At 59.6% G+C, this 18,681-nt stretch carries 20 protein-coding genes and 1 pseudogene; 12 read left to right on the forward strand and 9 right to left on the reverse strand.

Annotated elements, in window-relative coordinates; all coding sequences use genetic code 11:
* From AC3WQN_RS22575 to AC3WQN_RS22595, 5 genes are all read left to right on the forward strand, one after another.
* The coding region (locus AC3WQN_RS22575) for a DUF6708 domain-containing protein (RefSeq protein WP_492606958.1) at window positions 1-288 on the forward strand (288 nt) is incomplete at its 5' end.
* A complete protein-coding gene (locus AC3WQN_RS22580; RefSeq protein ID WP_103402419.1) occupies window positions 285-596 on the forward strand; it encodes a hypothetical protein in 312 nt (103 codons plus the stop codon). The genes AC3WQN_RS22575 and AC3WQN_RS22580, both read left to right, overlap by 4 nt.
* Before the next feature lie 380 nt (window positions 597-976).
* Entirely contained in the window at window positions 977-1,441 is a 465-nt protein-coding gene (locus AC3WQN_RS22585) for a DUF6708 domain-containing protein (protein ID WP_492589195.1), read from the forward strand.
* Window positions 1,438-1,674: a hypothetical protein gene (locus AC3WQN_RS22590; RefSeq protein ID WP_146038388.1), complete on the forward strand. Its 237-nt coding sequence runs from the start codon at window positions 1,438-1,440 to the stop codon at window positions 1,672-1,674. The genes AC3WQN_RS22585 and AC3WQN_RS22590 overlap by 4 nt, the downstream gene beginning before the upstream one ends.
* A 386-nt stretch (window positions 1,675-2,060) precedes the next feature.
* On the forward strand, window positions 2,061-2,678 hold the full coding sequence (locus AC3WQN_RS22595; protein ID WP_103401518.1) for a DUF6708 domain-containing protein: 618 nt from the start codon (window positions 2,061-2,063) through the stop codon (window positions 2,676-2,678).
* Between the two features lie 42 nt (window positions 2,679-2,720).
* Here AC3WQN_RS22595 and AC3WQN_RS22600 read toward each other — a convergent pair whose 3' ends face one another.
* A complete protein-coding gene (locus tag AC3WQN_RS22600; protein ID WP_103401519.1) occupies window positions 2,721-3,422 on the reverse strand; it encodes a GNAT family N-acetyltransferase in 702 nt (233 codons plus the stop codon).
* A gap of 72 nt (window positions 3,423-3,494) precedes the next feature.
* Window positions 3,495-4,019: a DUF3087 family protein gene (locus AC3WQN_RS22605; protein ID WP_103401520.1), complete on the reverse strand. Its 525-nt coding sequence runs from the start codon at window positions 4,017-4,019 to the stop codon at window positions 3,495-3,497.
* A 354-nt stretch (window positions 4,020-4,373) separates the two neighbouring features.
* Between AC3WQN_RS22605 and AC3WQN_RS22610 the strand changes: the two genes are divergently transcribed.
* Both AC3WQN_RS22610 and AC3WQN_RS22615 read left to right on the forward strand, forming a co-directional pair.
* Window positions 4,374-4,622 (forward strand): hypothetical protein, encoded by a 249-nt coding sequence (locus AC3WQN_RS22610; RefSeq protein WP_103401521.1) that lies wholly within the window; start codon window positions 4,374-4,376, stop codon window positions 4,620-4,622.
* A gap of 359 nt (window positions 4,623-4,981) precedes the next feature.
* Window positions 4,982-5,719, forward strand: coding sequence for a hypothetical protein (locus AC3WQN_RS22615; protein ID WP_103401522.1), 738 nt, complete (start codon window positions 4,982-4,984; stop codon window positions 5,717-5,719).
* Between the two features lie 38 nt (window positions 5,720-5,757).
* On the opposite strand, the gene AC3WQN_RS22620 is transcribed toward AC3WQN_RS22615, so the two are convergent.
* Window positions 5,758-6,564 (reverse strand): hypothetical protein, encoded by an 807-nt coding sequence (locus tag AC3WQN_RS22620; RefSeq protein WP_103401523.1) that lies wholly within the window; start codon window positions 6,562-6,564, stop codon window positions 5,758-5,760.
* A gap of 609 nt (window positions 6,565-7,173) precedes the next feature.
* On the opposite strand from AC3WQN_RS22620, the gene AC3WQN_RS22625 reads away from it, so the two are divergent.
* Window positions 7,174-8,346, forward strand: coding sequence for a DUF2252 domain-containing protein (locus AC3WQN_RS22625; RefSeq protein ID WP_492606959.1), 1,173 nt, complete (start codon window positions 7,174-7,176; stop codon window positions 8,344-8,346).
* 194 nt (window positions 8,347-8,540) lie between these two features.
* On the opposite strand, the gene AC3WQN_RS22630 is transcribed toward AC3WQN_RS22625, so the two are convergent.
* Window positions 8,541-8,807 (reverse strand): hypothetical protein, encoded by a 267-nt coding sequence (locus AC3WQN_RS22630; protein ID WP_095083491.1) that lies wholly within the window; start codon window positions 8,805-8,807, stop codon window positions 8,541-8,543.
* Window positions 8,808-9,115: 308 nt separating this feature from the next.
* Window positions 9,116-9,567: pseudogene (locus tag AC3WQN_RS22635) on the reverse strand (Lrp/AsnC family transcriptional regulator).
* A 264-nt stretch (window positions 9,568-9,831) separates the two neighbouring features.
* On the opposite strand from AC3WQN_RS22635, the gene AC3WQN_RS22640 reads away from it, so the two are divergent.
* On the forward strand, window positions 9,832-10,449 hold the full coding sequence (locus tag AC3WQN_RS22640) for a LysE family translocator (protein ID WP_103401525.1): 618 nt from the start codon (window positions 9,832-9,834) through the stop codon (window positions 10,447-10,449).
* A 143-nt stretch (window positions 10,450-10,592) separates the two neighbouring features.
* Window positions 10,593-11,075: a MaoC family dehydratase gene (locus tag AC3WQN_RS22645; RefSeq protein ID WP_103401526.1), complete on the forward strand. Its 483-nt coding sequence runs from the start codon at window positions 10,593-10,595 to the stop codon at window positions 11,073-11,075.
* A gap of 42 nt (window positions 11,076-11,117) precedes the next feature.
* On the opposite strand, the gene AC3WQN_RS22650 is transcribed toward AC3WQN_RS22645, so the two are convergent.
* From AC3WQN_RS22650 to AC3WQN_RS22665, 4 genes are all read right to left on the reverse strand, one after another.
* Complete coding sequence (locus AC3WQN_RS22650; protein ID WP_095146848.1) at window positions 11,118-11,666, reverse strand: cupin domain-containing protein; 549 nt, start codon at window positions 11,664-11,666, stop codon at window positions 11,118-11,120.
* Window positions 11,667-11,868: 202 nt separating this feature from the next.
* Window positions 11,869-13,152: an NAD(P)/FAD-dependent oxidoreductase gene (locus AC3WQN_RS22655; RefSeq protein ID WP_103401543.1), complete on the reverse strand. Its 1,284-nt coding sequence runs from the start codon at window positions 13,150-13,152 to the stop codon at window positions 11,869-11,871.
* Window positions 13,153-13,205: 53 nt separating this feature from the next.
* Window positions 13,206-14,696: an aldehyde dehydrogenase gene (locus tag AC3WQN_RS22660; RefSeq protein ID WP_103401527.1), complete on the reverse strand. Its 1,491-nt coding sequence runs from the start codon at window positions 14,694-14,696 to the stop codon at window positions 13,206-13,208.
* A gap of 175 nt (window positions 14,697-14,871) precedes the next feature.
* Window positions 14,872-16,248: a glutamine synthetase family protein gene (locus AC3WQN_RS22665; protein ID WP_103401528.1), complete on the reverse strand. Its 1,377-nt coding sequence runs from the start codon at window positions 16,246-16,248 to the stop codon at window positions 14,872-14,874.
* 279 nt (window positions 16,249-16,527) lie between these two features.
* Here AC3WQN_RS22665 and AC3WQN_RS22670 point away from each other — a divergent pair, with 279 nt between their 5' ends.
* Both AC3WQN_RS22670 and potA read left to right on the forward strand, forming a co-directional pair.
* On the forward strand, window positions 16,528-17,289 hold the full coding sequence (locus tag AC3WQN_RS22670; RefSeq protein WP_103401529.1) for a gamma-glutamyl-gamma-aminobutyrate hydrolase family protein: 762 nt from the start codon (window positions 16,528-16,530) through the stop codon (window positions 17,287-17,289).
* A gap of 230 nt (window positions 17,290-17,519) precedes the next feature.
* Window positions 17,520-18,662, forward strand: a complete 1,143-nt coding sequence (gene potA, locus AC3WQN_RS22675) for a polyamine ABC transporter ATP-binding protein (protein WP_095146844.1) — start codon at window positions 17,520-17,522, stop codon at window positions 18,660-18,662.
* The last annotated feature ends 19 nt before the right edge of the window (window positions 18,663-18,681 follow it).

Consider the following 18,681-nt stretch of genomic DNA (forward strand, 5'->3'; position numbering starts at 1 on the left):
CCCATGGGTACGGGCGGCTCGATCCAGACCGTCACCTTGGCCGTTCTCAAACCCGGCACCCACGAAGTCATCGATCGCTTTCTGTTCGCCCACGAAATCCATCGAGGCGAAATGTACTGGGCCATGGCCCAGCTCTTCATGCAGCAAGGCCCGCACGCCCTGCCGACCTTCCCCTACCCGCCCCGTGACTGGAACAACGAGGACGTGAGCTTCAACCTCGCCCGACGCCTCGCCCCCAAAGTGCAGTGGCCCGCAGAGATGGACCTGGAGTCCCGGACAGCGCCATGAGCGGAGGCGAGTTAAATCCCCCCACCATTGTCACCTCAGCCAGCGAACGTCGCGCCGCGCTGGCAACCTCTACACCTCCCAAAAAGCCCGACTACCGAGCAAACAGCACCACGCCTCGCGTGACCATCCGCACCGTCCACATGACCGATGGCAGCTCCACACAGTTGAAAGACATCCAGGGGGCGATTGTCCTCTTACTCGAGGCTCGGCACTACAACATCGAAGGCGCGACCTTGTCATTGACCTACTGGCCCAACCGCGAGGTACAGGATGCCTATGCAGAGCTGACCATGGTGGACTTCCAATGATCGCCCAACCCCATCACAACCCATCTTTCTGGAATTAAGCGATGGCATACACCGCCCCCTTACTCAACGAGCCAGCTCCCGGTTGGAAACACGATCTACCAGGGCCTAACCACCCACCCTCCGTTGAGCCCTATCCACCCGTACTGTCGAACCCACCCAACTACGTGGACGACATCTATCTGGAGTTACCGCGCTCAACGCTCAGGATGCGGGGCGTGTGTGCCTGGATAGCCATTCTTTTTCTCTTAATGTCATTCATCTCTGTTGCGATTTGGATCACGGCGGTTGTAACCATAGGAGGGTTACCTGAGTTTGCTCTCAATCTTTTCGGGTTTATCGCGTTCACTGCGAGCCTATGGGGGGCAGTGTATATGTGGCGAATGGATACTGAAGCCCCGCGCAATGAGCCCATCCGTTTCAATCGCCTGCGGCGCAAAGTCTATGTCTACCGCTTCCACCATGACGGGGGAAAACCCTTCAGCCGCAGTGCCTGGGGCGTACACCCGGTAGCTTATGACTGGGATGACCTGCACGCCGAAGCCTGCAGTGTCTACGGCCCCATGGGGACCGGAGGATTTATTGAAACGGTCACGCTGGCCGTTCTCAAACCCGGCACCCACGAGGTCATCGATCGCTTTCTGTTCGCCCACGAAATCCAACAAGGCGAGATGTACTGGGCCATGGCCCAGCTCTTCATGCAGCAAGGCCCGCACACCCTGCCGACCTTCCCCTACCCGCCCCGCAACTGGAACAACGAGGACGTGAGCTTCAACCTCGCCCGACGCCTCGCCCCCAAAGTGATGTGGCCGGCAGAGATGGACCTGGAGTCTCGGACGGCGCCATGAGCGAGCGAATGGCGCTAAAGCTCGCACTGAAAATGACCTTTATGCTCCGTTGGTGCATACGGATCAACATTGTAATCTTCGTCACGTCCGTGACTTTAGAACTCTTGCTTCCGAATGAACTTCAGACCTATTTGCGTCATAGCACGTTCCGCAAGGATCGAAGTAACGGCACGCCTAAATCCGAGGAGCAAGAACTGAAAAACTTCCAAAAAGCGATTGAGGCGACACTCTAATGTACCTGTTCGAATGGTTGATGTTTGATGGGCGAAAAACGGTTGACTACGAAGCCTTGGAAAAGGAAGCAGACAGGCAAACGAATGAGGGTGAAAAAACACCCCCCATAGGCGTCACACAACGCGTATCCGAAGCGATCTACCACAATGAATCTTTATATTGTTACAACTCAACTTACATAGATGTCCGCACCCCAAGCGATGAGAAGCGAGGAGTGATTACGCTTATTGTAGGTGGCGGTGGCGCAATACTTTTATGGATGTTATCAATATCTCTATACTTAGTAATAAGTGAGTTCATTGCAGGAGCAAGAACCTCCGGTACACCACTAGATATTACCGACTATCTATTCAATTGGATGTTCCCGGCTATTCCCGCAATATCGATGTATTTTTACCTCAAATACGCCTTCCCCTACCTACGCCTCGAAATCTTCACCGCCCGCCGCCTGATCGTCCGTTTCAACCGCATCACCCGCAAGGTCTACCTGCTTCGCCCCAAGCACCTGGGCGGGGTGGTGGCGCTGGACTGGGACAAGACCGACGTCTGCATCAACCCCAACATGTCCGAACTGGACGGCACCGGTGGGTTTGTCCTGCTGGGCTGGGAAAAGGAATACCACGCGGTGTCTGACGCCGACGGCAATCCCAAGGACGATTTCGAGATGACCCTCGTCGGCAAGCCGACCCGCAATGCCTCTGAGTTACTGGCCTTCTGGGAGTACATCCGACGCTACATGGAAGACGGCCCCGAGGCCGCGCCCGCGCCTGAACGGTTACTGCCCAGGTTTCCCTGGCCTTGGCACTCCCTCAGCGCTGTCTGGCGCCTGGACACTGGCTTTATCAAGACGCCGGCCTTGTGGATTTTCATACCGGTCCACCTGCTGTTACTCCCGCTGATCCTGATTCATGCCTGTGCGCACTGGGTGTCACTGTTGCTGTGCTACGAGCCGCGGTTTCCTCGCGCCATCGCCAATGCCGGGATCCATCGGAAGGAGAAATGAACAACCTCAACACCCCATCACACGCCCTTCACCGGCCCAGACTCAAGACGTGTGCAAAGGCCTCTGCCCCAAACGCCCCAGCACAAACGCCTGCGCCTTGGTCGCCAACTGGTCCAGATGCCGGTCGCGCTGTTTTTCGGCATCGAGCATCGCCCGTTTGCCGTTCTTTTGCAGGAGGTAGGTATGTATCTGCCGTACCTCGGTGGAACTGTAGATCGGCGCCACGTCCAGCACCCCCATCAAGCCGTCCGTGACGTGGTCCCGGGTGTTCATCAGCACCTGGTGACCGCGCGTGCCTAGCACCTGAAAGCCCATCGCTTCGAAATACGACACCTTGCCCACGGCACAGGTCAATTCGGCATGGGGGTAGCGGCCAAGCATGTCCTGCACCATCGCGCGGGCAATGCCTCGGCGCCGATGACTGGCGTGCACGGCCATGAAGGCCACGCCGCAGGCCTGATGATCATCCTTGACCGGCAGGTAAAGCAAAAAGCCGAGCACCTTTGACGGATCCTCCTCATCCATCGCCGTGATCAATTCGACAGCAACCCCTTTGCTGCCGTCGAGTGCCTGCAGATAGAGGTGGACCTCATACCCCACGGCGTATTGATACACGCTGTACAGCGGGTTGCTCGGCGGTAACGCGACGGCACTGATGTCGGTCAGGTTGTCGACCACCATCTGCAGGATCTGATCGTTAACGTGCTCGGAGCACGGTGCAACAAAGTGATTAATCGTGAACATCGGCGGTCTGGCTCCGAGGGTTAAGACGTTGAAAGTGGGCAGTATCATGAGGAGGCGTCACGTCGGCACCGGTTACGCCTTGGCCTTCACCACGGCGATCCACTCAGGATTCAACCGGCTTTGCTCGGTCTCGAGCCCCTGAGCCTCCATGTTGGCCTTGTGCTGGTCCATCTCGTGCACCATCTGGCTGAGGCTGCTGGTGTTGCCATCCAGTTGATGCATCTGCGCCAGGCCCAGGTGGTAAAAGCGCAACAGCTTCATCGCGCTCGGGTTGCCGGCCTGCACCGCATCGGTGACCTGGTGCATGACGTTGGTGACGCTCATCAGGCTGCGCTTGAGCTGCCAGCCGTACACCGCCGCCGCCATCCAGGGCTGGGACCAGAATTTGAACTTCATCAGCGCGGCGCTGACGACCACCGCCGCGATGACACCGCCCAGGTTGTAGCGAAAATTGTCGCCACCCGGCTCACCGAACACCATCACCGCCAGCGTGGACAGCGCCATCGCCAGTGCAATGAAGGTCACGGCAATGATCAGGGTGCTGCGACGCGTCTGCTGGCGAAAGGTTTCGGGGTTCCACGGCTTGATCTCGAACATCACGGCAGCGCTCTTTGGCTAGGTTGAAAACACGATTGCGCGGCATTATCGCCCGTAGCGCCCGATTCAGACACGTTTAATGCACGGCAAGGCCCATGCTGCGAAATCGCTCGAGGACGTTCGGCCGACGACGAGACCGGGAATCGAACGGCGAGGGTTTGAACCGCCCCGGTTGATACGTCGCGGATACATCACCCGACCCGGTTGTATCCGACTTGTTACCTTACCGGCCCGGTTGTCACTTCTGCACCGCCCGACAGGCCAATAGAGTAGTGCCATCGGTCTGTTTGCAGGGAGATGAACGCTTGTCGGCCCTGCTACCCGCCGATCCCCCATCACGGAAGAGGTGACATCATGAGTTTCGTAACCGTTGAGAAAAACCAGAGCAGCGCCCCCTCGGAAGCCGACCTGAAAAAAGCCATGATCGAGTCTGGCGGCAAGCCGGGCGAGGCTTCCGGGAACAACGCCGCCCGGACCCTGAACTACACCGGCACGGTCAATCACACCGTGTATGAAAACAAGCTGATCGACGTCGCCAGGGGCAAACGAACCAGCTGGAGCTTCATCTGGGCCGATGCGCGGGCCATTAGCCCGGTTAACTGATGCCACGGCGGGGCGGTTGCAAGACCGCCCCGCTGTTTTTCACCTGGCAAGCCCCGGCACAGACCTCCCGGTACACATCCCACCGCTGATACAGAATCGTTACGCTGGCTGTTACCTTCCCGACCTGTACCGGATCCACGCCCCTCCCGGTTGTAACACCAAGATACTTTGCCGCTCAGCGCCTCCCGCCTACTGTGAAGCCGTCAATGTGCCTACAGGGCCAGACACATCATCGGCACCGCCCACCTCCCCTGGTGGCGGCATGGAAAGCCCGTCACAGGTGCCGCTTGATCGCGTGTTCGGTGCAATGCCCGCTGCCCATTGACTGACCCACACACTACTTAAGGAAGAGGTAAGTCATGAGTAAGCCAATCGCTGCAAGAAAGAACAGCCAGCAACTTCACGATGACGTACAGGAAGCCGTCAAGGCGATCCTCGGTGCCACGACCCTCAAAACGGCGGACTACTACAAGGTATTGACGTCAACCCTGGCCGCGACCAGCAAGATGGTCAGGATCCAGATCGCCCCCGAGGACCTGACGCTGCTCAAGCAGTCAGGCTACAAGCTGTGCTTTGCCAAGAAGGTCGGCAACGAAGAGTACAACGTGGTCTGGCAGTCCTATGTCAAGTATCTGAGCAACAACAGCTTCAGCTGGACCCCTCAGTATCAATTGTTCGGGGCCAACGTTTTTCAGGCCAACGTGACGGTCGAGGTCTCGACCAACATCGTCGATATCGGCCTGGGGCAACGGTCGGTGCTTAGCGAGGAGGGTTTGTTGGGCCCGGCGGTTACCGCAGGGCCTGTCACCGCCATCACCCTGCAGAACGACTATGGCCCCATTCATCCCGGAATCAACCAGTTGTCCACTGGTATTGATGGCAGGCAAGTCAGTACCCCCATTTACGTTGCCACCTCACAGATCGTCACCGGCAAGACCGAGCTGACCCCCGTCGAGACCATTCTCGTGTGGTTCGAACAGAACGTGCAGACCAGCACCATGTTCAGCAGCTCGCGCTCCAAGGCCATCGAAATCGACTTGACCCGTGTCAATGATGCCTCCCGCCTCTACGCAGCCGGGGAGTGGAAAACGGTGTAATGACGTCACCGGGGGCAACCGGGCGGTTGCCCCACCGCTCAGGACGCATCACTGCCGCCTCTGGCGAAATACCCCGTCAGCGACCGACAGATGGACTCCGCCAGGTCTTCCTGGGCGGCGATGCCGCAGGGCTGATTACGATCGAACTGCCCTGACCAGCGAATCCGGCCTTGAGCCACATCAATCAGCCGCAAGGACGCCCGGACACGGGTCGGCTCCACCCGCACGCTGCCTTCCAGGCAATAGCTGCCACGCCGGGCCCGCACCTGATCCGGTACTTTCACACTGTTGCGCGGCACCTTCATCAGCACCTGGCTGGCACCGGCCTGCGTCTGCTCGAACGACTCGAACAGCCGGCAGCTCAACTCTTCACACAGGCCCCGGGTAAAGTCGTCGCCATCGTGGGTGATGCAGGTAAATGGCTGGACGTGCAGAACAGGATGACGGGGGCTGATCCCCTTGGGGCGCAACCGCTGGTAAGCCAGCCGATAACAACCGGCTGGAATGCTCAGGCGTACGGTTTCCTGCTGGCCGACGGTGGCGTAATGAGTCGCGAGCTTGCGTCGCAACCGACCCACCTGCACCCGCACCACCGGGTCGTCGCCCGTGCAGTAGACCGCTGGATCACGGCGAAACACCGCGATACCGATGGCGTGCTCGGTCAGGGGAATGTTCGAGCATTGCGGGCCATGCTCCACCAGGAAACGCAGCAAGCTGCCCATCCGTCTGGACCTGGCGAACGAAGGACTGGCCAGCAGTGACGCCAGCACCCGCTCCAGCTCTTCACGATCGAGTGGCTCGAGCATACCGTCCGCACTCGAATCGACCCTGCACTTGATCACCATCGACTGCCTCCTTGCAGGTTGCCGACAGTCGCTCCCACCTCAATGGAAGCGGAGGTTGAAACCGAGGACACGCCCTCAACGTCTGGCCATGGACTGGCACGGATGCAGCCAACTCGAAGCTTAGCAGCCGTAGCGCAAGGTGGAAGATATTGTGGCGATTGCCACACCCCTCATTGGCATAGGCACTCCCCGGCACCCGGGACCAGAACTGCTAAGCTTGTGACGATGGTCTGCGGCGCTTGCCAGGATGCTGGTGCACGCACACGCAATGGTTTTCCTGGCAATGGCACGGTGGGCTGACGAAACCGACGCATGACCCGGTCCGGTGCCCCAGCGAGTCAGACTTCGTTGAGCAAAGGAGTGGATATGGCTCCCGGCACCAAGCGCTCTGGCAAAAATCCCCCCCGCAAAGTAAAGGACACCGGGGACGAGCCGGTCTTTCGCTCACGTAAGGAGCGCCTGAGCGCAGGCGAGCAATTACGCGAGAGCGTGCCACATTCGGCGCACGCCATATGGAGCCCGCCGCGCAAACATCGAAACCCTCTCGCATTGCTCGAGGAGTCCAACCGCTATCGACTGCCCGAGCTGGTGCCTGTACGCTACGGGCGCATGTTGCGCAGTCCCTTCACCTTTTTGCGGGGCTCTGCGGGGCTAATGGCCCATGACCTGGCCACGACCCCGCTCACCGGCATTCGGGTGCAAGCCTGCGGGGATTGCCACCTGTTGAACTTCGGGTTGTTCGCGACACCCGAGCGCAATCTGATTTTTGACATCAACGATTTCGACGAAACCCTGCCCGCCCCCTGGGAGTGGGATGTAAAACGCCTGGCGATCAGCTTTGCCGTGGCCGCACGCGACAACCGACTCAGCGATAAAGAGGCACGCAGCGCCGCCGTCGAATGCGCTCGTGCTTACCGTGAGCACCTACGCAAACTGTCGAAGCTGAACCCGCTGGAGGTCTGGTACGACTGCCTGGACGCGCAAGCGATCATTGATCTGGCACCCAACGCGGAAGTTAAAAAATTTCGCGAGCAAGTGATCGCAAAGGCCAAAATCCGGATAGGCGATTACCTCTATCCCAAGATCAGTGGCGAAGTGGGCGGACGGCGACGACTGATCGATCAGCCGCCCATTCTGTTTCATGTCCATGAGAAGGGCTTTCTGCAGCGCGTGCAGATGGCGCTGCAAGATTATCGATTGTCCCTGCCCCATGAACGGCGCGTGCTCTTCGACCGTTACCGACTCGAAGACATTGCCGTCAAGGCGGTCGGGATCGGCAGCGTCGGTACCTATTGTTTCGTCGGCCTGTTCTTTTCCGCGGAAAACCACCCTTTGCTCCTGCAATTCAAGGAAGCTTGCCCCTCGGTGCTGGCGCCCTATGCCGGTAAAAGCGACTACGAGAACCAGGGCCAGCGCGTTGTCACCGGGCAACGACTGATGCAGTCCTCTAGCGACATCTTCCTGGGCTGGACACGCGGTCGCAATGGCCGGCATTTTTTTGTCCGCCAATTACGGGACATGAAAATGTCAGCGCCGATTGAAGGGGGCACGGCCTCCCGGATGAAGCTGTACGCCGACTTGTGTGGTCGTACCCTGGCCCGCGCCCACGCCAAATCGGGAGACTCCGCGCTCATCAGCGGGTATTTGGGCAAGACGGACACCTTCGACCAGGCCATTGGCAAATTCGCCATAAGTTATGCGGATCAAAACGCGAAAGACCATGCCGCACTGCTGGCTGCGGAAAAGTCCGGGCGGATCCAGGCGCTCAGAGAAGAAGAGTGAGTCCAGGCCAGCCTGGCAGGCAACGGGGTTTCTGGATGGGCGCAATGGGCCGCGTCCCTTGATCTCCCGGAGAGTTGAAGTGCGCGGTACAGGTGCCGGCATCCGTTTCCAGCTGCGCCGCGCAGCTACAACCGCTTCCCGGAAAGATCAACCACGTTCAGGCCGACAGCATCGTGGGGCGATATCCATGTCGACTACTGATACTTGACGTCCCGCGCGGTATCGCGCGTGTCCTGCTTGGTGTCGCGCTTGTCCTGGCGACATTCGGCACGGTTCTTTTCATCACCCTCTTTGCACGCTTCCTTGGTTTCCCTTGCTGCGTCGCGTCCTTCCTGCTTCGTGTCCCGCGACTCCTGCCGTTGATCAGCCTGGTCGGTCGCGTAGGCCGGCAGAGGCATCCACTGCGCGCCTGCGGCGATGGCCAGTGTCGCCAGGGCAATCAAGTAGTGCTTGCCCATCATGACTTTCCTCCTGTTCAAGAGTACTCGATCACTGTGCTCCCCGATCATCGGCCGTACTCGGCTGGGCGGGGATGTTCTTTGCCTCACAAACCGAAACTGCCTCGTTGTCAGTGCATGGAATTTAACGATAGGTCGACATGGGCAGACCCGCAAGGGAGGTGATGTCGCGCGCCGTAGCGGGCCGTTTTCAATGTCCGGGAGACGATCCTGTTGCCTTCTACCAACGGGATTCAGGGCGTCATTGCCAGGAATGGTTTGATTGCGGTTTGGCCACAGGCCCGGATTTCTACAGGAGCAACCCTGGCCATTCATAGGGGAAGCGAACGGTCTTGAATGACACGCTTCATCACAAGGTTGAGGTCAGTCGCTGGACGTTGGGTAACGTGGAAAGGCGCTCATCGTAGAGCTGTTGAAAAGCCGGCAAGTCGCGGGTGATGACGTGAAGCAGGTAATCAGGCTCGCCAAAAAGCCTTTGAGCCTCGACGATCTGGGGTATCTGCTCGAGTGCCCCTTCGAATGCTTCAACCGCCTGGTGATTACCCTCGCGTAGCGTCGCAAACACCATTGCCGAAAAGTTCAGGCCTAGCGCGCTGGGCGAGAGCTGCGCGCGATAACCCTGAATCACGCCCGATTCTTCCAGCGCACGCACTCTTCGGTGGCAGGGAGACAGGCTCAGACCGACCCGCTCTGCCAACTCGGTAACCGACAATCGTCCATCAACCTGAAGCTCGGTAAGAATCTTCTGATCAATCCTGTCCATATAGAATTATCTACCTGTATTCAGTATTTACATTGGAACAATAGAGAAAATATTTTAAGCGTATTCAATTATTCTTTCCGTGAACTTTATAACCGCTGGTCGTCCGCGTTTGTCTGGATAAGGTCAGACGCCGCCTTTATTTCTGCGAGAAAGAACGATGCGAGCCCCCCGCTGAGAGCACCCGAGATGACTCGATAAAAACCACTTCCGGCTGTCGATCAGGCCAGAACAAGAACTCGTACAGCTGCAGAAGGTAAGACAGACATGAGTCTTAGTATTTTCGCCGCGTTCTGGGCGGTGTCGTTCTTGTTCGTGATTACACCCGGGGCGGATTGGGCCTACGCGATATCGGCCGGCCTGGTGGGTCGCGTCGTCATGCCCGCCGTGGCCGGATTGTTGATTGGACATTTATTGGCAACGCTGATCGTGGCGGCCGGTGTCGGCGGCCTGGTTGCCAGCAACCCCATTGCCCTTTCGGTCTTGACCGTTGCCGGGGCTGCGTACCTGCTTTGGCTGGGAGTCAACATGCTTGTGCACCCCTCGACACCTCGCGCTGGAGAGGCCCAGGCATCCGGTTCCTGGACACGCTGGACCTTTAAAGGTGCCTGCGTGAGCGGTCTGAACCCCAAGGTTTTCCTGCTTTTTCTCGCCTTGTTGCCGCAGTTCACCGACCCGACAGCTTCCTGGCCGGTGCCGATGCAGATCATCGCGCTAGGACTGCTCCACGCCTTGAGTTGCGGCGTGATCTACCTGTTGGTGGGTTTCGGCTCTCGAGCCGTATTGCAAGCGCGCCCCGTGGCCGCTCAAGCAGTCAGTCGGCTCTCGGGAGCAATCATGATCATGATCGCCGTACTGTTGTTAATCGATCAGATCCTGCGCTGACCGTCATCTCCAGAATCTGCCGAGCTACGTCGACATGCGCGGCGTGCGACTTGGCACTGCCCGCATCTTCACCTCCAAGGTAAAAACAGGCTACTTTCCATGGGCCGGGCATTCTTTGCAGATCGATAAGACAAGGGACTTCAATGAAAAGCTTTAGACAGCGTGCAGCCGAAGGGCTTCAAACGGGCGATAGCTTCACCCTCTCCCGCCGCTTCTCGCAGGATGACATCCAGCGCTTTGCGCAGATTTCCCGCGACTACAATCCGGTACATTTCGATGCGCATTTCGCCGAAGCCCGTCACTTCAGGGCACCGGTATCCCACGGTCTGTTGACCGCCAGCCTGGTGACCGAAATCGGCGGCCAGATCGGCTGGCTGGCGTCGGCGATGACATTCAACTTCAAACGCCCCGTCTATGCTGGCGATACCGTGACCTGCCATTGGGTCATTGTGAGCACCGATGAAAAAGGCCGCGCGACGGCAGTAATCACCCTCACCAACGAGGACGGCATTATCGTGCTTGAGGGAGAAACCCGTGGGATTTTACCGGGTGCGAAGGAGCAGGAACTCCTGGTGCAGATGCTTGCCCAGGGCGATCCCACAAACGGCGTAACGCACGCCAACTAATGAGCGTTATGGATTGGAAGCGGCCACCCACCGCTTTCGATATCAGAAGTTAGCCGGCGTATTCGCGCTGATAATCTCGGCCTCGTCCGCCCCGATATTGCGGAACCGATGCGGTAAGGTCGTCGGAAAGTAATAGCCATCCCCGGCATTCAACACACTCACCTGGCCGTCCACCGTGAGCTCGACGGTGCCGCGCGTCACCAACCCGCACTCCTCGCCTTCGGTGTGCACGATCGGTTCTTCGCCCGAGCTGGCGCCCGGTGCATATTGCTCGCGCAGCAGGCGCATCTGCCGACTGGGTACGGAAGCGCCGATCAGCAGCAGGCGCAGGCCGTGGCGGCCGAGGTCGGGTTGCTCGTTGGCGCGGAAGATGTACTGGTGCTCGCGGGGCGGCTGGTCGAAGGTGAAGAAGTCGGCCAGGGACATGGGAATGCCTTCCAGCAGCTTCTTGAGTGAGCTGACAGATGGACTGACGCGATTCTGTTCGATCAGGGAGATGGTGGCATTGGTGACGCCGCTACGCCGGGCCAGCTCGCGCTGGGACAGCTTGTAGCTTTCGCGTACTAATTTGAGTCGAGAGCCCGTGTCCATGACAGCCTTATGTGAGAACAACTTAAGGGTAATGTGGGGTGGATGGCGGGCGACTTCTGTCGCGAAATGCGCCGTTCCTCTGTCCCGAAGACGTGAAGGCGGCTATTAAATCACGTTTGCCCCCCACCGCTCAGCAGGTTCGGTAAAGGGTCCGTAAAAAATCCGACGGCCTCAATCAGCAAGGCCGTCGGTGAGGTTGAAACTAGATGCCGAAACGGTCACGCATGGCGTAATACACCGCGCCCATGGCGGTCAGCGGTGCCTGGAAGGTGCGGCCGCCGAACATCGGCATGTGCGGCAGGGACGCAAACGCATCGAAGCGTTCGGCATCGCCACGGATCATTTCCGAGATCAGCTTGCCGGCCAGGTGCGAGCAGGTCACGCCGTGGCCGCTGTAGCCCTGCATGAAGTAGGCATTTTTCTCGATACGGCCGAACTGCGGCATGCGCGACATGGTCAGCAGGAAATTGCCGGTCCAGCGGTAGTCGATCTTCACGTCCTTGAGTTGCGGGAAGGTCTTGAGGATTTTCGGCCGGATCAGTTGCTCGATGTCGTCGGGCTCGCGGGCACCGTAGACCACGCCGCCGCCGTACAGCAGGCGGTTATCGGCGGTCAGGCGATAGTAGTCGAGCAGGTAGTTGCAGTCTTCGACACAGTAGTTGTTGCTGATAAGGCTCCTGGCCACTTTCTCGGACAATGGCTCGGTGACCACGATCTGCGAACCGCAGGGCATGCTTTTACGGGTCACACGGTTGTCGAGGTCCTGCGGCAGGTAGGCGTTACCGGCGATCAGCAGGTACTTGGCGCGCACCACACCCTTGGCGGTCCGGACCACGATCGGCTCACCGTAGGTGATTTCCACGGCCGCCGACTGTTCGAAGATTTTTCCGCCCAGGCCGATGATGGCGGCGGCCTCGCCCAAGGCCAGGTTCAGCGGGTGTACGTGACCGCCCTGCAAGTCCAGCAGGCCGCCGACGTAGTTTTTCGAACCGACTTCCCTGGCGATTTCAGCGGCATCGAGCATGCGCAGGTTGTGGTTGCCGTAACGCTCCCAGCTGCTTTTCTGCTTGGCCAGGCCTTTGAGCTGCTTCTTGTTCAGCGCGGCGAAAATGCCACCGGGCTTGTAGTCGCACTTGATGTCGTACTGCTTGATGCGCGAACGAATGATGTCGGCACCTTCGAAGATCATGCTGCCGAGCACTTCGGCGGTTTTATCGCCATAGCGCTGCTCGATGACATCGACATCGCGGCTGTAGGAGTTGACCAGTTGCCCGCCATTGCGACCGCTGGCGCCGTAACCGACCTTGGCGGCTTCCAGCACGGTGACGCTGTAGCCCGCTTCGCTGAGAAACAGCGCCGACGACAGACCGGTGTAGCCCGCGCCGATAACGCAGACATCGCACTCGACCAATTCTTCGAGTACCGGGAAATCGACGGTCTCATTGCGGGTCGCGGCGTAGTAGCTGTTTACGTGTTTTTGCATGATTGAATTCCCGAGCGGTCGCACGCCGATGCCTGCAACCGCTGCTGTGTAAAAGGTTAGAGCTTGATCCAGGTCGCCTTGAGCTCGGTGTACTTGTCGAAGGCATGCAACGACTTGTCGCGACCGTTACCCGATTGCTTGAACCCGCCAAACGGCGCCGTCATGTCGCCACCGTCGTACTGGTTGACCCAGACGCTGCCGGCCCGCAGGCCACGGGCGAAGGTATGGGCCTTGCTCAGATTGCGGGTCCAGACCCCGGCCGCCAACCCGAAGATGCTGTCGTTGGCGATGTGCAGGGCTTCTTCAACGGTGTCGAAAGTGATCAGCGACAGCACCGGGCCGAAAATCTCTTCCCGGGCGATGGTCATGGCGTTGGTCACGCCATCGAAAATCGCCGGCTCCACGTACAGGCCACCGGTGTCTTCGAGGGTACGACGCCCCCCAGCGATCAACTGCCCGCCCTGCTGCTTGCCGACTTCGATGTAACGCAGCACCGACTCCAGCTGACGCTGGTCGACCACCGCGCCCACATTGGTGGCCGGGTCCAGCGAATGCCCGGGCTTCCAGGCTTGCAAGGCTTCCACCAGCAGCGGGATGAACTGTTCGCGAATCGAGCGTTCCACCAGCAGGCGCGAACCCGCAGTGCAGACTTCGCCCTGGTTGAAGGCAATGGCACTGGCCGCGGCCTGTGCTGCCGCGCGCAAATCCGGCGCGTCGGCGAACACCACGTTTGGACTCTTCCCCCCCGCCTCAAGCCAAACGCGTTTCATGTTGCTTTGCCCGGCGTAGATCAGCAGTTGCTTGGCAATTGCCGTCGAGCCGGTGAAGGCCAGTACGTCGACGTCCATGTGCAGGGCCAAGGCCTTGCCGACGGTGTGGCCGAAGCCGGGCAGGACGTTGAACACCCCTTTGGGGATGCCCGCGTCCAGCGCCAGCTGAGCGATGCGAATCGCGGTCAGCGGTGACTTTTCCGAAGGTTTGAGGATGAACGAGTTACCCGCCGCCAGCGCCGGGGCGAACTTCCAGCTGGCCATGATCAGCGGGAAGTTCCACGGCACGATGGCTGCTACTACGCCGGACGGTTCCCGGGTAACCAGACCCAACTGGTCGTGAGGCGTGGCCGCGACTTCATCGTAGATTTTGTCGATCGCCTCGGCGCTCCAGCGGATCGCGTTGGCGGTCGCTGGAATGTCGATGGCCATGGAATCGCTGATGGGCTTGCCCATGTCCAGAGTTTCCAGGAGCGCCAACTCTTGCTGGTTCTCCAGAATCAGATCGGCGAAACGAATCAGGATGCGCTTGCGCTCGGCCGGGGCGAGTTTGGCCCAGACACCGGACTCGAAGGCCTGGCGAGCGACCTGCACGGCGGCATTGGCATCGGCTTCGTCGGTGCTGGCGACGTTCGCCAGAAAGCGCCCGTCCACGGGGCTGATGCATTCAAACGTATCGCCGCTGATTGCCGGGCGGTACTGGCCGTCAATGAATGCCCGACCTTCTATGGATAAGGACTGAAAGCGTTGCTCCCAGTCGCTGCGAGTGTTTGTCATGGTTGTGACTCGACGCAGAGAAATTGGTGATCGTGTTTACACATGAAACGAGCGCTGAATAACCTGTGGCGAGGGAGCTTGCTCCCGCTGGACTGCACAGCAGTCCCATCTTTTGGGGCCGCTTCGCAACCCAGCGGGAGCAAGCTCCCTCGCCACAGGTTGGGTGTCAGCCTAATCAAACCGTGTGCAGGTACCAGTTGTACTCAAGGTCCGAGATGGAGTTCTCGAACTCGGCCAGTTCACTTTCCTTGCACGCCACAAACACGTCGATGTAGGTCGGGTCGATGTAGCGGGCCATGACCTCGCTGTCGTCCAGCTCGCGCAGCGCATCGCGCAGGTTGTTCGGCAGGCTCTGTTCGTTCTGCTCGTAGCTGTTGCCCTCGACCGGCGCGCCCGGCTCGATCTCGTTGGTCAGCCCGTGGTGAATACCGGCCAGGACCGAGGCCATCAGCAGGTACGGGTTGGCGTCGGCACCGGCAACCCGGTGTTCGATGCGTACCGAATCCGACGCACCGGTCGGCACGCGGATCGCCACGGTACGGTTGTCGATGCCCCAGCACGGCGAGTTCGGCACGTAGAACTGCGCACCGAAACGACGGTAGGAGTTGACGTTCGGGCAGAGGAAGGCCATCTGCGCCGGCAGGGTCTCGAGCACACCGCCGATCGCGTGACGCAGTGCGGCGTTCTGCTCGGGATCCTCGCTGGCAAAGATGTTGTTGCCGTCTTTATCAAGGATCGAAATGTGCACATGCAGACCGTTACCCGCCTGGCCCGGGTACGGCTTGGCCATGAAGGTGGTGTCCATCTCATGGTCGTAGGCGATGTTCTTCACCACGCGCTTGAGCAGGACCGCGTAGTCGCAGGCCTTGATCGGGTCGGCCACGTGATGCAGGTTCACTTCGAACTGCGCCGGGGCGCTTTCCTTGACGATGGCGTCGGCCGGGATGCCCTGCTCTTTCGCGCCTTCGAGGATGTCTTGCAGGCAGTCGACGTACTCGTCGAGGTCGTCGATCAGGTACACCTGGGTCGAATGCGGACGCTTGCCGGAAACCGGCGAGCGTGGCGACTGCGGACGACCGTTCACGTTGTCCTGGTCGATCAGGTAGAACTCCAGCTCGAACGCGGCGCAGATGGTCAGGCCCATGGCGTCGAACTTGCTCACGACCTGGCGCAGGACTTCACGCGGGTCGGCGAAGAAGGGCTCGCCTTCCAGTTCGTGCATGGTCATTAACAGTTGCGCGGTAGGACGCTTCTGCCAGGGCTCGATGCTCAGGGTATTGGGGATGGGGTAGCAGATTCGGTCAGAGTCGCCGATGTCCAGACCCAGGCCGGTGCTTTCCACCGTAGAACCGTTGATGTCCAGGGCAAACAGCGAGGCCGGGAGATTGATGCCTTTTTCGTAGACCTTGTGGAGACTGGTGCGCTCGATGCGCTTGCCGCGCACCACGCCGTTCATATCCGCAATCAGAAGGTCGACGTACAAAACCTCAGGATGTTTCTTAAGGAATGCGTTCGCTTCGTTGAGCTGAACGGCACGCAGGGGTACCGACATGATGCACCTATTATGTTAATTATTATGTTCACCGCCCTTTCACGAGCCCAGTCAATCCGAAAGACAAAGTGAAGTCAATAGCGAGCAAAGCGCCTTTTTTGTTGATTTTATTGGCCACCACAACCATCAATCCAGCAAAAAACCGCCAAAGAGCTGCAGTTGGCCTACGCCTCCACTCACCAGCCGTTTAGAATCTTTTACATTGGAGTTGTTAAAAAAAATCAACGAGGCTAAGCTCTGGAAAAGCTCGTTCAAGTGTGAAACTTCGAGGTGATAAAAATGGCATTCAAGCCATTGATCGGCGTTACTGCGTGCGTCAAACAGATTGGCCTGCACCCCTACCACATCAGCGGCGACAAGTACGTACGTGCTGTCAGCGTCGCGGCCTTGGGGTTGCCCGTCGTCATTCCTGCCCTGGGCGAACTGACCGAAATCGACGATCTGCTCGCGCAGCTCGACGGTCTGCTGCTGACCGGCTCGCCGTCGAATGTGGAACCCTTCCACTATCAGGGCCCCGCCAGCGCACCCGGCACGGATCACGATCCGGCGCGGGACGCCACCACCCTTCCCCTGCTACGTGCGGCCATTGCGGCCGGCATTCCGGTGTTCGGCATCTGCCGCGGCTTCCAGGAGATGAACGTGGCATTCGGTGGCAGCCTGCACCAGAAAGTCCATGAGCTGCCCGGCATGCTCGATCACCGCGAAGCGGATCACCCGGACCTGGCCGTGCAGTACGCACCGGCTCACGCGGTCAAGGTGCAGCCGGGTGGCGTATTCGAAGCCCTGGACCTGCCTGCGGTGTTCCAGGTCAACTCGATTCACAGTCAAGGCATCGACCGCCTGGCCCCCGGCCTGCGCGCCGAAGCCATCGCTCCCGATGGCCTGATCGAGGCGGTCTCCCTCGAGCACAGCAAGGCCTTCGCCGTCGGCGTGCAATGGCACCCCGAATGGCAGGTGCTGAGCAACCCTCCCTACTTGAGTATTTTCCAGGCGTTTGGCGACGCATGCCGGCAACGGGCAGCGCTGCGCAACCAGCGCTGACGACAGCACACCGCATTCAACGATTGAACGGTCCCCCGCGAGTCAGGCGGGCGCGTCTTTGCGCGCCATCCCCTCGCGAAAACCACAAAACGCAATAACAACAAGTACGACCAGGCAGCCAGGACGGCGGCGCCGAATAAGCCCCACCGGCATCTCCCGGCACGGGCTTGCAATCACCTATTAAGTCAGGCCGTGTTGGCCCGGCGACTGAAACCTGTTGGGAGTTTCACATGGCAAACGCCTCCAGCATTTACAGGAAGACGCTTGAAGGTCATCAGCAACCGAAAAAGGTGTTGGTGAAAGTCGATCGCGTCACCAAGAAATTCGACGAAACCACTGCGGTGGACGATGTGTCCCTGGAGATCCATCAGGGTGAAATTTTCGCCCTGCTTGGTGGCTCCGGGTCCGGCAAGTCGACCCTGCTGCGCATGCTGGCCGGCTTCGAACGCCCCACCGAAGGGCGGATCCTGCTCGACGGCGTGGACATCACCGACATGCCGCCCTACGAGCGGCCGATCAACATGATGTTCCAGTCCTATGCCCTGTTCCCGCACATGACAGTGGCGCAGAACATTGCCTTCGGCCTCAAGCAGGACCGTTTGCCCGCCAGCGAAATCGACGCCCGGGTCGAAGAAATGCTGCGCCTGGTACACATGACCCAGTACGCCAAGCGCAAGCCGCACCAGCTCTCCGGTGGCCAGCGCCAGCGTGTGGCCCTGGCCCGCTCCCTGGCCAAGCGTCCCAAGCTGTTACTGCTCGACGAACCGATGGGCGCCCTGGATAAAAAGCTGCGCTCGCAGATGCAACTGGAACTGGTGGAGATCATCGAGCGCGTGGGCGTGACCTGCGTGATGGTGACCCACGACCAGGAAGAGGCCATGACCATGGCCGAGCGCATCGCGATCATGCACCTGGGCTGGATCGCCCAGATCGGCAGCCCGGTGGACATCTATGAAGCACCGGTCAGTCGCATGGTCTGCGAGTTCATCGGCAACGTGAACGCCTTCGACGGCACCGTGGTCGAGGACCTGGAGGGCCACGCGATCATTCACAGCCCTGATCTGGAACAGAAGATCTACGTCGGCCATGGCGTCAGCACCTCGGTGCAGGACAAGTCGATCACCTACGCCATCCGCCCGGAAAAAATGCTGGTCAGCACCCTCAAGCCCGAGACCCGCTACAACTGGTCCCAGGGCAAAGTGCATGACATCGCCTACCTGGGCGGGCACTCGGTGTTCTACGTCGAACTGCCCGGCGGCAAGATCGTCCAGTCGTTCATGGCCAACGCCGAACGCCGTGGCGCACGTCCGACCTGGGACGATCAGGTCTACGTCTGGTGGGAAGACGACAGCGGCGTGGTACTGCGCGCATGAATACCCTCACTCAGCAGTT

The organism is Pseudomonas sp. FW300-N1A1 (assembly GCF_058789115.1).